Consider the following 21,533-nt stretch of genomic DNA (forward strand, 5'->3'; position numbering starts at 1 on the left):
CGTTATCTCACAAGGTTATTAATATTGAATTGACTGTCCGGATGATTCTCGGGTTTGGGATTGCTGTAAGTTATGACCGTATGGCTTCCCTGCTTAAGGGCATCAAGAATGTCCATCTCACTCACAAATTGCATGGATTTACCGTCGAGCGTGACCTTGTTCATGTACTTAAATAAGGCACTCTTAAACATATCTCCGCTAACTGTCAGAAACTCCGCCTTCAGACCCAAGTGATCTTTTTTCGAAATCCAGTAGCGTATGCCGTCATAGGTTACATTCTTGGCCTTCGCTTTAAGCTCAAGTTTAAAACAATCAACGGATCCGACTTTTTCCTCACCGATGACCTTACCCTCGTAGTCTCGGTAGTAGTTTGTCGAGGCGATATCACCATTGGCAGCCTGTCCCATCAGCTTCTGACGCGCTGAAATCGCAACCGGTTTCTTTAGCCCCGGTTTGAAAAACCATAGGTTGCGATCGTTGAAGAGCATAGTCTCGCCTTTGTTGCGGGCAGGCGAGATGGCCTCTGCCAGAGCATCAACCCCCTTGACTTTAACGAGGTAGTGAACCTTATTTTGCCCACCGTCTTCGAAGGTCTCGACATCGATCTCCCATGAGATACCGCCTTCCAGCGCGCCGCGTGCTTTATCAGAGTCCTTTAGCAAGTCGTCGGCAGAGGGAGGAGTGGCCGCCGCTGGAGCTGATGGGGTGCCTCCCTTAGCGTAAACCCGCGAGCTGAGGTTAGTCACACCCAGGACCAAGGATAGTAAAATAGTCTCCGCAACCATAACAAACCTCCGATTATCGGACCAATTTAGCGCTGTGATCCAAGCAGTAGTATTGCAATATTAGTTCTGACCACCTTGCGTACAGCCAGTACTGTTGTGATCAAGGCCAAACAGAGTGTTGCGATACCAGACTGCACAACAATTTTGACGTTTGGCACCAGCTTAAGAATCATGCCACCCGAGATACCTGGCGGGTTGTAAGTGATCCCCAGATTGTTTACGAGAAAGATCCCGATCGCCGCGACCAAGCCACCAGAGATAATGGAAAAAGTAGCCAGTAACAGCATTTCCATTTCAAACAGGCGACGAATCTGGCTGCGCGTGAACCCAATCGAGCGCATCATCCCGATTTCTTGGGATCGTTCGATAATAGTCATTGTGGCCGAATTAAAGATGGACAAAATTACAACTGCAGCTAGTACAAAGGAAATAAAAGTAACCATGACGTAAACAAACTGCATCGTTCCTGAATAAAACGGGGAAACTTCCTCATTCATCCAGGGATAAATATCCACATTTAGGCCGGCGGTCGCCAGACGCTCTTTTATAAGAGATATATTCTTTTTTAGCTGACTGGGATCCCTTAGCCATAGAGAGTAATAGGTAACACTGTTTGTGTCGTATAGGCGCTGTAGCTGGGCTAGAGAGGCCTCGACAGCCGAATTTGCTAATTCCGGAATCGCTGAAACAAAGGTCGCTACGACCTCTGCATCCTGTGCAGCCATCATTCCCGTCCAGCTTCCGGCAACTAGCTGCACATTGGTATCCGCAGCAATCTTTTCTTTCGCATCTGGTGCGGCGCAATTAACTACCACTACGGGGCGCTGATCTTTTGGCAATTCGCTATAAACAACGGTCTTGCCCAAAATTTTTGCCAAACCGGTAGAGATCACGATACCACCGAGTTGATCATCATAGTTCCACAGACCAGAGCCTCGGGCAAAATCTCGCAACCTAGGAATCCATTTGCGCATTTCGACATGATTACGCAGCTGCAGGTCAACTTGTGGGTCAATGCCCTTAGCCACAAAAGGCACAGTGCGGCAGCCGTTGCCAACAATACCGGCACCGATGAGCTGACCGCCGTGAATCTCAATATTGCTGATGTCGGCGACCACCTGTTTGATTTTGGCGATGTCGGCATCGTCTAGACTGTACTGCCGGGGCTTTGTTGAAAACTTATCTAGGCCATCTTTCTTGTAAATATTTATGTGACCAACACGATTCAAATAAACTGTATAAACTCTGAGGTGGTTTTCCGTCCGGTTGACAAAGCCGCCCAGGGCAATGAGGGCGGCAAATCCAGTCGCTATGGCGGCACCCGTAGCAAAGTTCCTACGGCGATTGCGACTCAAATTGCGCAGCGCTAGCTTCCATTTGCCAACACTCATGAGCGGATCACTCCGTCTTGAATGTTGACTATTCTCGAGACGCGATTCATGAGATTTGCGTCATGAGTGGAAAACAAGAACGTCACCTTACGGCGCGAGTTTAGCTCTAACATGAGGTCAATAATTTTTGCTGAGTTTTGCGAATCCAGGTTGGCCGTAGGTTCATCTGCCAATACTAAATCGGGATTGCCAGCCAAGGCTCTAGCTATGGCAACTCGCTGACGCTGACCGCCAGAAAGCTGATCGGGCCGATTCTTGGTATACGCACTCAGACCTACATCTGCCAAGGCCGATGCGACGCGCTCACTACGCTCTGCCACGCTGATGCTCGAGTTGATCAGGAGTGGCAACTCAACATTTTCCTCGACACTCAGGACTGGGATCAGGTTAAACGACTGAAAAATAAAACCAATCTTCTGATTCCGTAAATGACTCTTCGCATCGTCAGTGAGCTTAGTAACCTCAACACCATCGAAGCTGATACTTCCGGAGTCGGGGTCATCAATACAGCCAATCATGTTCAGTAAGGTGCTTTTTCCCGATCCCGATGCTCCAATGACGGCAGTAAATTCGCCGCGGTGAAGCTGCAGGCTAACGCCCCTGAGCGCTGACACGACAGTCTGCCCAAGTCGATAATTTTTGACGATACCTCGGAGCTCGACAAATGCTGCCCCCGGTTTTGTCACAGTACTCATCATTCCCTCCTGTCACCAATCGTGACGGTATGCAAGATACTGCATGGGAGCCGTGAAACCTTTTAGCTCCGAGTTACTTTTACCAGCACCCCCACCGACGGCGAGTGAGAGCGTCCCGTTACCTCCCATCTTGTAGTCGACACTGACATAGGACAGCGAGGATTTATCAAGTAGGGAGTAGACTGTTCTGGCCATGAACAGCAAATCATTAATTTTAAACATATCTGGAACATAGAGTGATGCATACGCATATCTTTGCCCGGTTATGTCCAGACCTGGAGCAAAATAACGCTTAAAATTGTCCAGCAGCACAGGTTGCTGCAGCGGATTGCGTGGATCTAGCGCAGCACGCGCCAGATCTCTTTGGGTCTTCGTATATCCGGCCTCGTTATAAACGTATTCGCCGCGCAAAATAGTCCCGTTAATGAAATCGTATTTCAACCCCACCACAGCGAGCGTGTAGACGTGCTTACTATCGAGTCTTGAGTGGCCAAAGGTTATCTGCTGCTGAACCCCCACTGGAGTGTTCTGACTATTGACAACTGGATACCACGCCTCTGAACCGCGCTGATGACTGGTATCACCGAAAAGCGATAAACCGTCAAAAAATGGCACTGAAACGTTAAAATACTCACCTATCCATGGAAGCCCATTCTTCTGACCGCCCATTACAAGACCAAGGTAGTCAGCGCCTGAATTCCAGCCATATTCCCCTTTGGCCAAAGCGCTCGGCACCCATTTCGTATCTGCATTAAAGATCAAGGCATCTTTGTCGTCCTCTACATCAGCCATGAGCACAGCATTGAGCTCCTTACCAGAACTCAAATTAAGGCGTGCAATACGCTTACCTCGCACCTCGTAGCGGATGTCACGGTTCGATGCAACATCATGAAATATCCGGTTACTCGGGCTAAAGGTCTCAGCCGCTCCCCACTGATAGACCTGCTTACCGTAGGTAAAAGTTACCGTATCGGAGACAGTCCACTGGACAAAGGCGTCGTTAAGATAAGACTGCAACTGACTAGTCTCAGGCTGCTGTTTATCATTTACCTTAGTGTAATCCTGCCTGTAAATGACCCGTGGCCTCACCACAAACTGGACATCGCTAGAGGTGATTTTGAAGTTTGGCCTCAGTAATGAGGCGTATGTTGTATTTGGAATTCTGAGTACCTGATTCTCAGGATTTAGCTCGTTTTTCGTATCTGGCGTAGTATGCTCGAGGGTATTCAGCCACTGTAGCCAGCCGCGAAATTCGAGTGGCTCCGCCTTGGCAAGCGCCCTGCTATTCATTAGCGGCACAAAAACACAAAGAAATATCGAGCGCTTTAACATTCGGCTGACCTTCCCTACGGCGTGCTTTTGTGTCCTGCCATGTGCGCAAGATAATCTATCAAATCTTCTAACTCTGAGTTAGGTAAAATGGCCTCGGGGAACGCACTCATCCGTGAACCCGGGTAGTAGCGAACCGATTGAGGATTACGCACTAAAGCTCGCAGGGTCTTCGGTTCAATGTATTCGGTTACATTTTTAGGGACGTTTAAGTCCGGTCCGACTTGCGCTGGCCCGGCCATGTTAACCGTATGGCAAGGAAAACAGTTCTTCGTGAAAGACGCGAAACCGCGAACGACAGATGGTGGTGCCTCAACTGCCGGAAAAATCCTTGGATATAGCCCCTGCAAACTTCCCTTGACTGTAAAAGCAGCAAGTTGAAACGGCCACTCCTCCTGAACCACCGCGGACAATTCAGGATGGTCCCAGACTAAATAGAAAGGACCTGCCGTTGATTTCCCACCTTTAACCTTCGGCCACGGACGCCGTGGGTCTTCAACTGCCACATAGGCGACAGACCGCCGTGTATCGGAATTCAAGATACGACTTTGACTAATGGTGGCGGCAAAGCCATCTGTACATTTAAATTCAATGACGGCATCGGGCGGTAAATTTAGCCCTGAGAATAAAGTTGCTATAGGAACAGCCTGATATTCCATGGGTCGCCCCGGATAGCTGGGATCGACTGGCACTTTGAGGACTTTGCGCTGAGGGTGATTCAGTAGCTCCGTCCTGGAGAATACCCGCTTGCTGGTGGACCGCACTTGAGCCGTCGCGTCTAATATCAACGTTGGCTCAGTGTCTCCTTTAGCGAAGAGGCCACTGCTCCACAGCGAAATCAATAATAATAAAAATCGGCTCATATATTAATGTTTTATCAAAAATATTTTTAATGATAAATTAAAATTTTATTCAAGCGTCTTTTTTGACCACACCTCACGCACAGCATCGTAATCAAAGAGCTCCACCGTCCGCCCCCAATCGCAAACTGTGTCTGATAGTTGCTTAGCAGGCTCACGCGGCAAGTGCGCGGCTACTGCGGCCACAACTTCTTCGTCCTCGAGGCTGCCCTCAGGTGCAGAATCTAGCATTTGAAGCACCATTCTGAAAATTCCCAGACCTTTCATGCGTGATGCCAAAAGATCATTGCGTTCAGCAACGCTGGCCTGCAGAAAGTGTTTACCCTCGGGAGTTAGTTTGACCAGATCACCTGGTGTTTCGATCAGCCCGAGAAGTTCCCCGCCCTTGACAACGGTGAGTGTTTGTCCCAGCTCATTGGACACGAACTCATTAAGGTCGAAGAGATCCATTTCATCGCCGTGATCATGAAGGATCTCCATCATACCTGTGATTTGACCCAGCGTGACTGCGGGTATGGGTGTAATGCGCTCGGCAACTGCGGCATGGGGGATCCGCGGCTCAACCGGAACATCCGGCAAATGCACAGCAGTCAGAATGTCATGAATGTGATCCACGAAGTCCTGAAACTCACGCGACCGGTATTCGCGCGGGTGACCTAAATCGTTCGACACAACCGCACGGACCCGTCCTGGATTCGCATCCATGATCACAATACGGTCACTCAGAAACACAGCCTCTTCGATCAAGTGGGTGATAAGCAAGACGCTACTCAGCCCAGATTTACCCTCACTCCACAGGCGATAAACCTCTGACCTAAGAGCCTCGGCAGTCATCACATCTAACGCCGAAAAGGGTTCGTCCAGACACAGGAGCTCGGGTTTACCCACAAGTGCACGGGCAAGCCCGACTCGTTGCTTCATGCCACCAGAAAGTTCCTTGGGAAAAGCTCTGTCAACACCACCTAGACCAACTTTTTCAAGTGTAGTTGCAATGAGATCGGACTCCTCAGAGCGGCTTAGTCCGCGGCCGTGGAGGCCCACCCGAACATTGTCCTCAACGGTCAACCAGGGGAACAGCGCGAAGTTTTGAAACACTAAGGAAGCACCTGGGTGGATCCCGTGTAGCTGTCTTCCGTGGCTGAAGACAGTGCCAGCACTTGGTTGGATCAGACCCACCAAGATGCGCAGTAGGGTACTCTTGCCGCAGCCAGAGGGGCCAAGAATACATACGACTTCGTTCGGCGAAATGGCTAGCGAGACATCTTGCAGGGCCATCCGCGCGCCCCCTGACTCCTCTGCATAGGTTTTGCTGATATTACGAGCCTCGGCAATGAGGTCTGCACGACTACCGGTTTCGCTAAATGGCTCTATGATCTTGATGGTCATGGTTCAACTCTTGCCAGTTAACATGAAGCGAGATCCCGCAAGGGCATAGAGCCGCTTCCAGAGCACTCGATTTATCACCACTAAGGCCAAAGACATGGTCAGCACCCCAGCGCATAGTAAAGGAAAGTTAGCATCTTCGGTCGATTTAGTGATCAAGGACCCGAGTCCAGGAGCTATCAGGGTTTGGTCTCTATAGTGAACAAATTCCGCAACAATGCTTGCGTTCCATGCCCCGCCAGCAGCAGTTACGAGTCCGGTTACTAGGGCGGGAAAAATGGCCGGTAGGTACAGCGTTCGCCATAAGGGCCATCCAGTAACGCCATACATTCTAGCAAGTTCCCGCAGGTCTCCGGGAATGGATTGTGCCCCAGCAATCACGTTGAACAGTATGTACCACTGGGAACCAACCAACATTAATACTGTGCAGCCAAACGCAAAATCTACTCCCAGCCACAACATAGCCATAGTCACCAGCGGGAACAGCATGGGAGCTGGGAAGGACGCAATCACCTGGACTACCGGAGACAGTTTGCGAGACAGGCGCCGCGATCGTCCTATGATGATTCCCGCTGGAACAGTCCACAGAGCACCCAGCAGGACGGCCGTGGTCGTACGTAGGAAGGTCATGCAAAGCGATATGAGCACCTTCAACCAGTCGTTGAGAGTCAATTCCCAGATTAACTGTGTCAGTTTGATCCCACCCCAAATTGCTAAGCCGCCAAAAGCTGAGGTGGCGAGCCAACCCAAGAGCGGTAAGCTATGCTCCCAGGCCGGAGCGCTAGTTCTCTTTCTTACTTGAGAGGTTTGATCCGCTGGCGCCAAAGCTGAGGGCTTCTCACGCCTAGCTGATTGCCGCCGGCGACGCCACTCACCGAATTGCATGAGCAAGCGGGAGCGCATAAGGATCGACAGTACAAACGACTCCTCACGTTCACCAGCCACCTCCTCTGACTTAAATCGTTCCGACCATACGGACAGGGGGCGCCAGATGAGCCAATCAGTAGCCACAATCATGAGCGCCATGGCCAATACTGCATAGGCCTGTGCCATGCGATCGCCCTTGTCAATGGCCTCGCTCATGTAAGAACCGATCCCGGGGAGGCGGAAGTCTCGGTCGCCTAGTCTAAAAGCCTCCGTGGTAGTGAGGAAAAACCAGCCACCAGCCATGCTCACCATGCTGTTCATCACGAGACCGATCATGCTGTACGGCGCCTCTAGGGTTTTGAAGGTTTTCAGAACGCCGAAATTGTGTAGGCGAGCAACCTCCCGAAGATCGACTGGGACAGACCGTACGGAGCCATAAAATGAGTAAGTCATGTTCCAGGCCTGGCCAGTGAAGATCATGATGATACAGGCAAGTTCCAGACCTACGTTGCTGTTGGGGAAGATCGCCACCAATCCCAGCACTAAGCCTGGCAGAAATCCCAATACCGGAATCCCTTGTAAAATATCCAGAATGGGGATCATCACGCGTTCGGCTCGTGGGCGCTTGGCTGCGACGGAACCGTAAAGGAGCGTGAAAGACAAAGACAAACCATAGGCCAGAAAACCGCGTGCCAATGATTTTAAGGAGTAAACGGGCAGGGCCCAGGGCGAAAGATCAATCTCGAGCGACTGATGCTCCAGAGGGGTTGCCGGCACGAGCCATTGACGTCCGAATTGGACCACACCAAAGACCAGCGCAGCCATGAAAAGCAGTAGCAGCACGTCAACTAGCCAACTGGCGCGATCGCCAGTCGCTGACTGATATTGCGTGCTACTTATTACCGCCATGTCCAACTCGATTGAAGTGACTGTGTGGAATACTGTAACCTATTAAAAACACTTGGATCAAGGCTAGCTCGATATCGCTTCCTCTACTCGAGGTTAAACAATTGAACAATCAAAAAAGTCGACGGAGACGATCGGTGACAGGAACCACCCCTTTATGACCCACGACCGACTGAGCAAAACACTGCAACTCTGTTGTCTACTGCTCGCTAGTTTAGCAGCTGCCACGCTCGCTGCACGGCAGATCGACCTCTCCACAGCAGATCTAGGCCGCCATTTAGCCAATGGTAGATGGGTGCTCGAAGACCGCGATGTCCTTTATTCCAATTTTTATTCGTATACCCATCCGCAGGCGCCATTCGTGAACCACCATTGGCTAAGTGGGGTGATCTTCTATGGCGTCCATGCACTAACTGACTTTGTAGGCCTATCGCTGTTCTATTGCCTATTGGTCGGCGGGGCTACTGCAGTCATCAGCTTCTCAGCATGGAGAGATATGCGCAGCTGGGTGGTCGTAGCGGCTACCCTCATAGCTCTGCCCATGATTAGCTACCGCACTGAGGTTAGGCCCGAGGGTATTAGTTTACTCTTAAGTGCAATCACCTACGGCATGATTAACGGGTATTCCCGCGGTCGACTAAAGGCTATTTGGCTCCCGGCACTACTGCCTTTGATGGTGCTTTGGGTCAACTGTCATATCTATTTCTTTTTTGGCCTACTGATCATCGGCGCGTTTACCGCCCAGGCTCTGCTGCATCTTTATTTCATTGTCGAACCAGTAGAGCGATCTGCAGCACTGCTCAAATTCAAATTGCTGGCCTTGTTACTACTAACGTCATGCATGGTAACGGTCATTAACCCCGAAGGATGGAACCTTGCTACCTATCCATTCAGAATTTTCAACAACTACGGCTATATGATCGTAGAGAACCAGGGCATTCCATTTTTCATTCGTCGCGGCATGCATTTCCCAGTGTTCGGGCCGGTGTACGTGGCACTATTGGTAATGTTCGTTCTCACTTTACGTGTCGCTATCAAGTGTGCACGCCGACTACCCTTTGCCACTACTGCTCTATGTGCGCTACTTGCACTCATGGCTCTCAGCGCTATACGCAATATCGCTATGTTCGGTTTATTCTTTGTCCCGACTGCATGCCAGACCTTGGCTGAAATCAAGTCCAGCCGATGGCGCAACGGGTTGATGGTATTGGCCACCTTGATGGCGACCTTTTCCTTTATTTTACCTACTGGTTCTCAATTCCTTTCCGAGATCGGTATAGGCCTCAAACCCGGCGCTCTTGACGCTGCAAACTTTTACGGGGCGCAAAGGCTAAAAGGCCCTTTATTCAACAACTACGATATCGGTGGTTATTTGATTTACTCGCTTTTTCCTGACACTAAGGTGTTCGTAGACAACCGACCTGAAGCCTACCCGGCAAGATTCTTGACCGAGGCTTATGTACCGGCACAAGAGGACAATACTAAATGGCAAGAACTAGATGCCGCCCTGCATTTCAATGTGATTTTTTTTAACTGGCACGACTACACGCCTGCGGGTCAAACCTTCTTAATTCATCGGATTAATGACCCCGAATGGGCGCCGATCTATGTGGATCCCTACGCACTAATCCTGGTTCGCCGCACGACGGAGAACCAGGATGTGATTAGTCGATTTGAAATCCCCAGAGATCGGTTTTCGGTAAAAAGTTAGTCTTACGCTAAAACACGTCCAAAGAGATATTGGTTCACAATATTCTCAACCAATTCCTGCTTAGCACTCTCTGGCGTGAACGCTGGTAGGTCTGCCGCATAATCTCTGAGCTGCGCGAGACTGACTTTGCCACGGCTGAAGTCACGACCAATTCCTGATTGGAAAGATTCATACCGCGCACCGCGAAGCTTACTAATTGCTCCACTTTCAATGAGATTAGCTGCTACTTCTAGCCCAAATGCGAAGTTATCCATTGCACCGATATGTCCAATGAAAAGATCCTCAACATCGGTGGAATTGCGCCTCACTTTGGCATCAAAATTGATCCCACCATGTACAAAACCGCCAGAACTCAGAATCACCATCATCGCTTCGACCGCATCATATACATTAGTCGGAAACTGATCAGTGTCCCAGCCGTTCTGAGCATCACCACGATTTGCGTCTATACTACCGAGCAGCCCCGAATCACTAGCCACCTGCAGCTCGTGCGCGAAGGTGTGGTTGGCCAAGGTTGCATGGTTCGCCTCAATATTTAGTTTGAAGTCCTTATCAAGACCATGATGCCGTAAGAAGCCGATAGTCGTTGCTGCATCAAAATCATATTGATGCTTGGAGGGTTCCATCGGCTTTGGTTCGATGAGAAAGTCGCCCTTAAATCCGATCTTGCGCCCATAATCCCGCGTCAAACTCAAAAATTGAGCCAAGTTATCCAGCTCGCGCTTCATGTCTGTGTTAAGCAGCGCATTATAGCCCTCACGACCGCCCCAGAAGACGTAAGATGTTCCACCTAGCTCTACCGTCGCAGCAAGAGCTGCATGGACTTGTGCGGCGGCGTGCGCGACCACTCTCATATCTGGATTGGTTGCGGCTCCGTTCATATAGCGTGGATGACTGAAAAGATTGGCAGTTCCCCACAGTAGCTTAACGCCAGTAGACTCCTGCATCTTCTTAGCGAGGCCAACCATTGTTTGTAGGTTCTTCTCACTCTCACTGATAGATTGACCCTCGGGTGCCATGTCCCGATCATGAAAACAGTAGTACGGTGTGCCCAGCTTCACAAAAAACTCAAATGCGGCATCAAGACGAGCCTTTGCCCGATCCATAGCATTAGCGCCCTGCTCCCATTTATGGTTTAGCGTGCCACTACCAAATGGGTCCGCGCCTTCTCCACAGAAACTATGCCAGTAGCAAACGGCAAACTTCAGATGTTCTCGGAGACTTTTGCCAGCGACCTTACGGTTTGCATCATAGTATTTGAACGCAAGAGGATTATCTGACTTTGGTCCCTCGTAGGCGATTTGCTTAACTGAGGGAAAATAAGACGCAGTGGAAGCCATGGGGACACCCTCCTGAAAAAAATTATCTATGCGCCCAACGGGCCTGCATCATTATGACAAGATCCTGGTAACGACGAAAGATCTCAGTATAGGTCGCAACTCTTTGCCTTTGAGGCGTGAAGATTCTTTCTCCGTTAAATTCTAGGTGACTGCTGACGATATCAGCAATGCTTGTGGCGCGGCCTCGACTGTGTTCAAGACACCACAGTGCCTGAAGGGCGGCACCAAAAGCAGCCGCCTCGCCATGAGGTGACACCTTGACTTCGAGATCTAATACATCCGCAATAATCTGTAACCACTCTTTACTATGGGCACCGCCGCCTGTCACGGTTGCTACGCGGCTGACTAAACCTTGCCGTTGCATGGATTCAAATCCCCAGCGAAGACTGAAGACTGTGGCCTCAACTACCGCACGCATTAAATTGCAAGCACTGGTATTAAGCGAAGTCAATCCGAAGAAAGTACCTGTTCCAAGGGGACACTCGGGGGTTCTTTCACCTCCAAAAAAGGGCAGCGCGACAATACCACCAGCGCCCACCTCACTTGCCTGCAGATTCCGATCAAACTGATCTAAATTTATGCCCATAGTTGCACGGACTAATTCGGTTGCAGAGGTACAATTAAGGGAACAAGCTAGAGGCAGGTAGCCACCTGTTGATGAGCAAAACGATGCAAAATCACCTTGATCAGAGACTGTTGGTGTTTCGGCATACGCAAATAGGGTGCCGGATGTACCCAAACTAATCGTGAGTGCCCCGGGAAACACAGCTCCAGTGCCGATGGCGGCCATCATATTGTCACCACCGCCGACTGCTACCATGACGTCTGCGGGGATCCCCAGCTCAGCCGCGATATTAGATTTTACGCAACCAATAGATTCGTAAGATGGACAAATGTCGGGTAGGGCAAGAAGGAGGTCTCTGCTGTCATCGATGGCACGGAGTACTTCCTTACTCCACTGGCGGCGCCGAATATCGAAAAATCCCGTTCCCGATGCATCGCCAGCTTCAGCTGTGATACGCCCTGTAAAGTAATAATTCAAATAGTCATGCGGTAATAAAATATGCCTCATCTCGTTATACGCAGTAGGCCTATTTTTTTTAAGCCACAGCAATTTAGACGCTGTGTATCCAGGTAGAATGGGATTACCGATCAACCTAATTACTGCCTCGCGCCCACCTAGAATGGCCTCAATCTCATCACATTCCGCTAATGTTGAAGTGTCGTTCCAGAGCTTTACGGGTGCCACGACTCGACCATCTTCGCCCAACGCGACCAATCCGTGCTGTTGACCCGATACCGCCAAAGCTAATGCTCGCTGTTTCTGGGTGCTCGGCAACGCAGCGAAACACTCCCTCAACCCGTCAAGCCACCAATCCGCGGCCTGCTCGCGGGCACCATCTTCACCGACAAATAACGCAAGTGAGCTACGAGCCGTGGCCACTTCGTGGCGCAACCGAAAGTCATAGAGCACTACTTTAATGCCCTGAGTCCCAAGATCAACACCAACGACAACTGATCGATCATCATATTTGTCAGACAAAATTCACCTCGGTGCGTCAAACCGGCTTCACCGTTCGAGCATAACACCGATTAGAGGGTGGGATCCTGTTTAAAGGTGTTGGTAGGCGAACAAAACTGCGCCACTGGTGCTGTGGACTCAGCCACGCATACTAGAGCGGCTGCCGCTATCACAGCACCCAAAGTTTCCAGACGCTTGTCTGCCATCATCAGCCCTCCACCGATAGCACCAGCTAGCGTGCAGCGGTGTTTCAAATCAAGTCCGGACGGTAATTTACATGCCTCGAAACTGATTTGGTTAGGCGACATATCCTCAGCCACGATGGGATCGGGGGTACACTTGGGCTGATTGTACTTGCCGCAGTTGCTGTTTACCGAGCGGCTTACCGTACCTATGGCAGCTTCTTGGTTTATGCGATCGATCTCGTCTTGAAGGTTCTGTTGCTCAATTTGAGGCCTCGCTTGTCGCTCCGGGATATTAAAATACTTAAATGCCCTCCCTACATTCTTTTCGATATCGTAGGGTGATACGTTCTTAGGATTTAAGCCTTGCATGCGCCAAAACGAACCCAGGGACCGCCAGCGTATCGCCAGTGCCTTAATCTTCGGTAACGTGACCATGAATTTGTCTTTGACGTTTTCTACCCTCATCACGCCATCTAACGTCAGCGCATCATTGACGACCCGACTCTCGACAGCATTGATGAACTCATGAAAATTGGCACTTGCGAGCTTTTGGATCCGATCCTCAAGCACAAGCCCAGGATCGACTCCCTCAGCGCCCCCAACGGTAAGACCGCCGTACAGCTGCTCCGCATTGACTTTGGGCGGAAGTGGCGCTTTCTGAGCGCCGCTGTCCCCGAACGTAGCCTCAGACGGTTTGCTAGTTTTCGACACCACGGACCCACCGGAACAGGCGCTGCTTGCAAGCAGAACCGCTGAGCTTATGATGGTTACCCACCTAGGTGTCGTCATAGATTGCCTCTAATATACCACTGTACGTAGTTGCTTATCGGCAGAATGACGCCCATACTTTAGTCGAAACACAACTTATTCGTTTTATTTTATTTAAATCGGATAGTTAAGACATGGGAAAGGTGAGGGCGTAGCCCACACCTACCACCACGCAAGCAACACGCCAGCTACCTCATAATACCAAGAAACTTCAGGGCCTTTTCAATCAGTTGACGCTGCTCTCGCGAAACTTCGCTCAAGTTGCAGAACTCATCTAGTTTCGCCCGCATCTGAGCGCCGCGCTTCAGTTTGAGTTTTGACTCGCGGTGAGCGGAAAATCGATCGATCAGTGCGTGTAGTTCGGACGTGGTTCTCTCTCCCGCTGCCAACATGTTGAGTAGGAAGCGGGTTGTAACCTTAGAACCCAATTCACGCAGACGTTTTTTTACTCCGCCGTCCCACGCCGAAGCTCGGAGATACTTGGCAACCGTACGCTGGTCGGCGTCGAGCAATGCGGCAATTTCATGCACCGACATACCTTGTCGGGCCAATAGACCGTAGCCGTCGGCCTTGTCGAGAAAATGTAGATCCTCTCGATTTATATTCTCAGCTAGACCAGCCAGAGCTCGATGCCGCTCAGACTTGAACTGCTTGAGCGCACACACGACCTCGGTTTGGCCCAGATGCTCTAAAGCAAGTAGTCGACGATGACCAGAAACACAGACGTAGCGCACACTGGAGTCGTCATGATCGCGCTCGAGTCTTACCTCTACCACCGGAGGATTTTGCAGCCCGATAGTCTCTATAGAGCTGATCAAGTTCTTGAATTCAGCTCCTTCGCTATCAATGTCCTGACGCAAGTTTTCGTCGCGATTGATTGACGCCAGCGGAAGCTGCAGAAACCCATTCATGCGGGCAATTGCGAGTGGAGAAACTTCAGCATCAAGTGGTTCATTTACTTCTTGCTGGAGCAGTAGACGCTCGGCTTCGGCTTCCGAAAGACGAACCAAGGAAACCTGAAGTTGCTCTCGTCCGAGTTCACTAGCTGCTAAGACTAGGTCGTGGAGCGACAATAGTTGGAATCGCAGATCCTCATCACTGGTGCCAATAATGTTAACTAAAGGTCGGCCAGGCTGAGCGGTAGGCGTAGCCTTCAGTATCTTTTTATAAAGATCGATACGTCCACTTTTACGCGCAGCGACCGTTGCTTGCTCACTAAGAAGCAGATCCTTGACTAAGATGGGACCCGGTTCCCCTTTCTCGGCGCGGATCATACATCGCTCGAACCGCGAGAGTGTCGGGGCACCTGCGTCTGGGACATCCCTATTCGGCATCACCGGGCGCACTCGTCCTGCAGCGCTCGCCCCCACACGCTTCGGCTCGGGTTGCCGTAGTAAAGCATCGACTGCCGCTAATGCTTTTGATTTGGCGCTGGACTTGGTCGGCTTAGGTGGAGGATTTTTTTTCTGGCGCTCGTTAACTTTTGACGGACTCTTTGAGTTTGCTCTTGGGTTCTTCTTGTTGCGCTCTATTGCCCGCATGGCTACCTCCTCAAATCAGATCGTTGGCGGAAGCCTCGGCTGTCGCCTCGGCCAAAACTTGCTCTTCGATAGCTGCAAAACTTATGGCGCACTCCGATTTAGCGGTGGCGCTTTTAGGCTTGAGTTTTGGATTGATCTCTTTAGCCAAAGCGACGAAGTCCTTTGCAACCTGGGAGCTGGGCTCAAAACTCACCACAGGTCTAGCCATGAGTTTAGACGAGGATAGTCTTTTCGATGCGGGGATCACGGTTTTAAAGACGGTATAGTTACCCTTCTTAGCACCAGATCTAATCTTGGCCTCAAGCTTGCGATGGGTGGCTTCAGCTTTGTCGTACTTAGTAACCAATACGCCGAGTAGAGATAAGCTGCGATTGTAGCGCTTTTTGATTGTTTCTATTTGGAGAAACATATCGGTTAAGCCGACGATGGGGTCCAACTCTGCAAAGAGAGGCACTATGTAGTAATCACTAGCAACCAGAGCACTTAGGGTGAGGCAATCCATGTCGGGGTGGGTGTCGAAAATAACGACATCATAATTTCCGATCGCTTTATCGTCTCGCCAGCTGTCGAAAAGGTACTCTCTTCCAAGCGCACTGTTGCGTGACTTAGCATAGTCGAGCAACGCTCGATGGCTCCCGATCAGATCGACGTTCTTCACCTCAGTGTGATTTATAGCCTCGAGCACGGTGCTTTTGTCGGTTAACACGGAGTATATATTACCCCCCGTTTCCCCTCTCGCCTGACCTAGACCAGTCGTGGCATTGCCTTGAAAATCCAAGTCAACCACGAGTACTTTTTTTCCCTGCCCCCCCAGAGCTGCAGCTAAATTGATGACAGCCGTTGTCTTGCCGACACCACCTTTAAGATTGGCAACAGTAATCATGGTGCACTTGCGTTTCATCGCGACAAGTCTCCCAGACAAAATGGTTTAACAAATTGTATTTGTTTTGAAGATGGTATCTGGGGTGAGATGAACTTGTAAACAGACAAAAGTGAAACCGTTTCACGCAAACCGCACAATGCGATCGGTGAAACGGTTTCACTCGAGGGTCATTATTTCTACCAAACCCGACAGCGGTTACGGGGATTCATTGCGGCACCTTCCTTGCATGAGAAGGCTTTGCTGAATTCGTCGTAGTTACTCAGGGGACCATTTACACGGTACCTTGCTGGGGAATGCGGATCAGTGGTGGCCCTTAGCCGCGCCATCTCTGGTCGCATCTTTTGACACCAGGTCTGGGCATAGCCAATAAAGAATTGCTGAGCGGGGGTAAAGTCTTCGATGGATTCAGCCTCTCTTGACGCCGTCTCTTTCCATGCTTCATAAGCTAGTCGAATACCGCCCTGATCAGCAATGTTCTCCCCCAGGGTCAATTTGCCGTTCACATGCAAATCATCGATAGCCACAAACTTCGAATATTGATCCACAATACACTCTGCACGACTGTCAAATTCTTTGCCTACCTTCGGGCTCCACCAGTCACGCAGATTCCCCTTAGCGTCGAATTTCCGACCCTGATCATCAAAGCCATGCGTTAATTCGTGCCCCATGACCATACCTATCCCGCCAAAATTTAAAGCTGCGGGACGGCCCTCTTGGTAAAATGGTGCCTGCAGAATTCCAGCTGGAAAAACCATCTTGTTGTTATCGGCGCTGTAGTAGGCATTGACCATGGATGGAGGCATGTGCCATTCTCCGCGATCGACCGGCCGTCCAATTTTATCAAGGTAAAATCTTGCATTGAAAGTTGCCGCACTTACCGCGTTGGCATAATAACTTTGCCTATTGATAGTTAGGCGCGAGAAATCACGCCATTTATCTGGATAACCGATCTGATTCACGATGGTATGAAGCTTTTGATCAGCTTGATCTCTAGTGGCTTGATCCATCCAGTCAAGTGCCTTAAGGCGCTCACCCATGGCGATCTCAATAGCTTTGATCATCTGTTGAGCTTCAACCTTCGCCTTTGGGCTAAATGTCTTAGCTACGAACACCTTCCCCAAGGGCTGACCCAAAGCTTCGAGTGTACTATTTACGCATCGTTTCCACCTGGGTTTGATCTGTGGCTGCCCCGTCAGAGTCTTGGCAACAAAATTAAAATCCTCCTCCACGAAGACCTTACTGAGTGCTGAAGCGCCCGCGTGCAGGCCGTGCCACCGTAGATACGTTCGCCACTGCTCGAACGTTAGGCTCTGCAGCAGCTTCTCGACACCGGCAAAGAACTTAGGGACGTCGACGTTGATCGCAGTGAGGCCGGGATACCCCAAAGTGGCAAAATAAGTCGTCCAATCGAAGCTGGGGGCTAACTTTACTAAACCATCCCGATCAAGTCGGTTATACATCGCATTGGGATCGCGGCGTACCACTTTATCTGCCGATACTTTTGCGAGTTCTGTTTCTATTTTGATTACGGTATCTGCATCTCTCACGGCTTGTTGATCACTCTCGCCGTACAGCTTCAGCATGGTTTGCACATGAGACCGAAACTTGGCTCGAATCTCGGCAAATCTTTTGGAGTCCGACAGGTAATAATCGCGATCTGGAAGGGTTAAACCACCTTGATCCGCATCCGCAATCATTTGCGACGAATCTTTATAGTCCTGCCCAGCTCCAAAACCAAAGATGGCTCCTGCGCCCTCTAGGTGATAGCGTGCTACCTGCACGGCCAAGGCTTTTTTATCTTTGATCACCTCAACAGCATCAAGACGGCGCTTTAGCGCACCAAGCGATTTCGTCTCAATGCCGTCTTCATCCATGCAGGATGCGTAATAGTCACCAATGAGTTTGGCCTCACGATCGCCGACGGGTAAATTGCCGGCGGCATACTGCTCAAGCGCGGATCTTAATAGTTCTTCGTTCTGCTTAGTTAATGTCGCAAATCCACGCGACCATTCTGGCCGATCGTCAGGTATTTGCGCTTGGTTTATCCACCCACCGCATGCGAACTGATAAAAGTCTTCACACGCATCAGTGGACCTGTCTAGATCGACAGGATCAATAGCTGCAGCCACAGCCATTGGTGCCTGCGAGGCGGACAATATTACACTAAGGGCTAGCGGTAGGGAGCTTAGTCCCAAGGGGCGATAACTGCTCAATTTCATGTACGACCAACCTACATAATGATGGAATTACATCTCGGGGTGTCACAGCACAGGACGATAGCAAAAATATCGGTGGGAATTAAACCGTCTTCATGCGCGAGAACATCCAGAGCGATCATAAAAATTATCCACTTTTTAAATTAAAATAAAAAAAACAGGTAGTTACAATACACCCCTGCGTTTAGCCTGTGCAAATGTGGTTGCCAAAGCTGCCCCTGGGGGTGATATGCACCTTTAGAGCAGAGGCCTGAGGCTATTATGAGCTGCAGCGATACCGTAATTGATTCATCGATTGCATGCCCCACTCAAGGCATTTGGGGACGCCGCATTGTCACGGCTGCCCTTGTCGCCATGGCATTACTATCCAACTACTTCCACATTCCGATCTTGTTTGGTGTCGATTTTATCTTTGGGAGCGTGATATCCCTCGTCGCCGCTGCTTGGATGGGCTGGCGCAGTGCCTTGGTCGTTGCCATCGCAGGATCTCTGATCACCTGGAATCTTTGGCACCATCCGTATTACATTTTTCTAGCTTCGTGCGAGGCTATATTTGTCGCGGTGACGTTTCGTCGTTTTTGGGACAACGTTTTAGTTGCTTCAACTATTTTTTGGCTGATTCCAGGTGCTTTAATTTTTGCCATTTTCTACGGCGTGCTCTTGCAACTTCAGCCATCCGCCATGCTCATGCTTTATCTCAAGCAAGTTATCAATGCCACATTTAATGCCCTTATCGCCAGCGGATTATTACTTGCCATCACTCTATTTAGACGGCCGAATACGCGCATTCCGCTACAGCAGGCTTGCTTTAATACATTAGTCGCTATTGTATTTGTCCCAGCTTTAGCGATTGTAGTAGCAATCAGCAATTCGAGGGTTCGTACTAGCCAGTCCAATCTGCTCGCCGCAACATCGAGTCAAGCCGAGAATATAGTTCATTTCCTTGAAATTTGGCGTAGCGAAAACCTCAATGTTGTAAACACACTCGCTAATGTTGCGACCCATCACAAATTAATGCCCTCAGGAACTCTGCAGCGCGAGCTCGGTATCATACATGACGCCAACCAGCGTTTTGCCGATATGTATATGGCAAATGCAGAAGCAACGACTATTGCCTTCGATCCCGCAACAGACTTTGATGGCAACTCCCTTATTGGCATCAATTTCGCGGACCGGGAGTATTTTCATGATGTGCGTCAAAACCTGGCTCCAGTTGTCTCCAATGTATTCACAGCACGTGGTGGTATCGACTTTCCAATAGTATGCTTCGTGATGCCGATTCTGACCAAAAATCACGTGGGAATCGATAAGTTTCGAGGTTATGTCCTGGCATCCGTCGACGCACGGCGGCTAAATCAAACTTTACGGACGATACTTGCAGATGATTCTTTCAAGTTCTCCGTCGTAGACCGGCAGGGACAAATCGTTACGTCCAGTGTTGATGGGATTGCATCACTGGATAAAGAGGCTGAGCATTTTGGTCCTGGAATAGACTCAATATCACAAGACTCATACCGAAAGTCACCTAAGTCGGATCACCGTGCCGCATACGCTTTATGGCAGGCTACTATATTTGGCACCGTGCGGAACGTCCCGTCACTCGGATGGCGGGTTCGTGTAGAGGCACCACTCGGCAAGTTCATGACAGACGCTGAGTCTTTTTACATGGAGGGGTTTGCCCAGCTTCTCTCCCTCACACTTGCTGGCATGTGCCTCAGCTTTTTGGCAGTTGTTTGGGTAAGTAGTCCCATACAAACCCTTGCTAAATCGACACGAGACATTTCCCAACATCCCCTTTCGGCCCGCAACCTAAAATGGCCGCGGACGCCTTTTACCGAGATCTCGGAACTGGTAGATAATTTTCAGTCCATGGCCAATAGTCTTCATCAAAGGTTCGTCGATTTAAATAAAGAGGTTGAGGAGCGCAAGGACGCCGAGCGCCGTCTACAAATTGCAATGGAACATGCCCAAGCTGCAAGTGTTGCCAAATCAGCGTTTTTAGCCAACATGAGCCACGAGATCAGAACTCCTCTTTCGGCAATTATTGGTTATTCGGAGCTACTTGCTCGGGAAAAGCCCGCCGAACCAGAATACCTAGGGTTCATCGATGCTTTGCTGCGCAACGGCAAACAGCTATCACAATTGGTAGATGACATCCTCGACTTGTCCAAAATCGAGGCAGGTCATCTCAAGCTTTTACCGGAGTGGATCGACATCAATGACATTATTGCAGGTGGCATTGATGTCCTAAGTCAAAGAGCTCTCAGCAAGTGTTTGGATTTCCGCGTCATAGGAGAGGGGAAATTTCCTAACCGCATATTTGTTGACCCAGTAAGAGTAAAGCAAGTTCTACTCAACGTTGTTGGTAACGCTATTAAGTTTACTGATCATGGCCATGTCGAAGTGAAGATCAAAATAACTCCAAGCGCTACAGACACCGCTGATTCATTACTGTCAGTTCTGATTTCTGATACTGGACCAGGCGTCGCTATCTCGGAAAACGGAGCTATTTTCGAACCATTCGTCCAAGCTGATTCATCATATTCTCGACGTCACGGCGGCACCGGACTGGGACTGACCCTGTCAAAGACTTTAACCAAGGCTCTAGGCGGGGACATCAATCTGGTGAAAAGTCGACTCGGTGTGGGAAGTGTCTTTGCTGTCACCTTTAAAATCAAAACTCCGCCTCAAAACGAGTGGCTAGGAAGTCTTACACTCGCCTGCAGCAGGGCCCCCCAGGTAAAACCAACAACAGAGCATGAAAAACCACTTATTAATCTGGATATCTTACTTGTTGAAGACTCGACGGATAATCGCGCCCTCATAAGTCGGATGTTAGTCCGCTACGGTGCGCTGGTCGTTTGCGCCAGTGGTGGTGAAGATGGAGTTAGGTTGGCTCGGGAAAAACCGTGGGACATCATACTCATGGACATGCAAATGCCAGGCTTAGATGGATATCATGCAACAAAAATTCTTCGCGAAGGTTCCTACAAAGGACCCATTATTGCCTTAACAGCACATGCCCTAAACGAGGAACAAGAGTTTAGCTTACAGGCTGGCTGCGATGCCCACGTTACAAAACCGATTAACTGGGAGTACTTAGTTGCAGTGGTTACGGGACTGGCACGAACTAATGGAAGGCGCGTTTGAA

General features: G+C 50.0%; 15 protein-coding genes. 2 read left to right on the forward strand and 13 right to left on the reverse strand.

Annotated elements, in window-relative coordinates; translation table 11 throughout:
• Positions 1 to 2: 2 nt before the first annotated feature.
• From FJ146_04115 to FJ146_04145, 7 genes are read right to left on the reverse strand one after another with little or no spacing between them, the layout of a single operon-like run.
• Complete coding sequence (locus FJ146_04115; GenBank protein MBM4251131.1) at positions 3 to 785, reverse strand: outer membrane lipoprotein-sorting protein; 783 nt, start codon at positions 783 to 785, stop codon at positions 3 to 5.
• 26 nt (positions 786 to 811) lie between these two features.
• Positions 812 to 2,176 (reverse strand): ABC transporter permease, encoded by a 1,365-nt coding sequence (locus FJ146_04120; GenBank protein MBM4251132.1) that lies wholly within the window; start codon positions 2,174 to 2,176, stop codon positions 812 to 814.
• Positions 2,173 to 2,871, reverse strand: coding sequence for an ABC transporter ATP-binding protein (locus FJ146_04125; protein MBM4251133.1), 699 nt, complete (start codon positions 2,869 to 2,871; stop codon positions 2,173 to 2,175). The genes FJ146_04120 and FJ146_04125 overlap by 4 nt, the downstream gene beginning before the upstream one ends.
• A 12-nt stretch (positions 2,872 to 2,883) precedes the next feature.
• A complete protein-coding gene (locus FJ146_04130; protein MBM4251134.1) occupies positions 2,884 to 4,203 on the reverse strand; it encodes a hypothetical protein in 1,320 nt (439 codons plus the stop codon).
• Between the two features lie 14 nt (positions 4,204 to 4,217).
• Entirely contained in the window at positions 4,218 to 5,063 is an 846-nt protein-coding gene (locus FJ146_04135; protein MBM4251135.1) for a c-type cytochrome, read from the reverse strand.
• Between the two features lie 45 nt (positions 5,064 to 5,108).
• Positions 5,109 to 6,446, reverse strand: a complete 1,338-nt coding sequence (locus FJ146_04140) for a nitrate/sulfonate/bicarbonate ABC transporter ATP-binding protein (protein ID MBM4251136.1) — start codon at positions 6,444 to 6,446, stop codon at positions 5,109 to 5,111.
• A 3-nt stretch (positions 6,447 to 6,449) separates the two neighbouring features.
• Positions 6,450 to 8,219 carry an ABC transporter permease subunit gene (locus FJ146_04145; GenBank protein MBM4251137.1) on the reverse strand — a complete coding sequence of 590 codons (1,770 nt, stop codon included), beginning with the start codon at positions 8,217 to 8,219 and terminating at the stop codon, positions 6,450 to 6,452.
• A gap of 154 nt (positions 8,220 to 8,373) precedes the next feature.
• Here FJ146_04145 and FJ146_04150 point away from each other — a divergent pair, with 154 nt between their 5' ends.
• The gene (locus FJ146_04150) at positions 8,374 to 9,927 is read left to right on the forward strand and encodes a hypothetical protein (GenBank protein ID MBM4251138.1); all 1,554 of its coding nucleotides are present in this window, start codon (positions 8,374 to 8,376) and stop codon (positions 9,925 to 9,927) included.
• Between the two features lie 2 nt (positions 9,928 to 9,929).
• Here FJ146_04150 and xylA read toward each other — a convergent pair whose 3' ends face one another.
• From xylA to FJ146_04180, 6 genes are all read right to left on the reverse strand, one after another.
• The gene (xylA, locus tag FJ146_04155; GenBank protein ID MBM4251139.1) at positions 9,930 to 11,267 is read right to left on the reverse strand and encodes a xylose isomerase; all 1,338 of its coding nucleotides are present in this window, start codon (positions 11,265 to 11,267) and stop codon (positions 9,930 to 9,932) included.
• Between the two features lie 22 nt (positions 11,268 to 11,289).
• On the reverse strand, positions 11,290 to 12,813 hold the full coding sequence (gene xylB, locus FJ146_04160; GenBank protein MBM4251140.1) for a xylulokinase: 1,524 nt from the start codon (positions 12,811 to 12,813) through the stop codon (positions 11,290 to 11,292).
• Positions 12,814 to 12,860: 47 nt separating this feature from the next.
• The gene (locus FJ146_04165) at positions 12,861 to 13,763 is read right to left on the reverse strand and encodes a hypothetical protein (protein MBM4251141.1); all 903 of its coding nucleotides are present in this window, start codon (positions 13,761 to 13,763) and stop codon (positions 12,861 to 12,863) included.
• A 167-nt stretch (positions 13,764 to 13,930) separates the two neighbouring features.
• Positions 13,931 to 15,283, reverse strand: coding sequence for a hypothetical protein (locus tag FJ146_04170; protein ID MBM4251142.1), 1,353 nt, complete (start codon positions 15,281 to 15,283; stop codon positions 13,931 to 13,933).
• Positions 15,284 to 15,293: 10 nt separating this feature from the next.
• Positions 15,294 to 16,184 (reverse strand): hypothetical protein, encoded by an 891-nt coding sequence (locus FJ146_04175; GenBank protein ID MBM4251143.1) that lies wholly within the window; start codon positions 16,182 to 16,184, stop codon positions 15,294 to 15,296.
• Between the two features lie 158 nt (positions 16,185 to 16,342).
• A complete protein-coding gene (locus FJ146_04180) occupies positions 16,343 to 18,385 on the reverse strand; it encodes a M13 family metallopeptidase (protein ID MBM4251144.1) in 2,043 nt (680 codons plus the stop codon).
• A gap of 258 nt (positions 18,386 to 18,643) precedes the next feature.
• Between FJ146_04180 and FJ146_04185 the strand changes: the two genes are divergently transcribed.
• Positions 18,644 to 21,532, forward strand: coding sequence for a response regulator (locus tag FJ146_04185; GenBank protein ID MBM4251145.1), 2,889 nt, complete (start codon positions 18,644 to 18,646; stop codon positions 21,530 to 21,532).
• Position 21,533 lies beyond the last annotated feature (1 nt).

The sequence above is a fragment of the Deltaproteobacteria bacterium genome (assembly GCA_016874735.1).
Taxonomy (GTDB): Bacteria; Bdellovibrionota_B; Oligoflexia; order Oligoflexales; family CAIYRB01; genus CAIYRB01.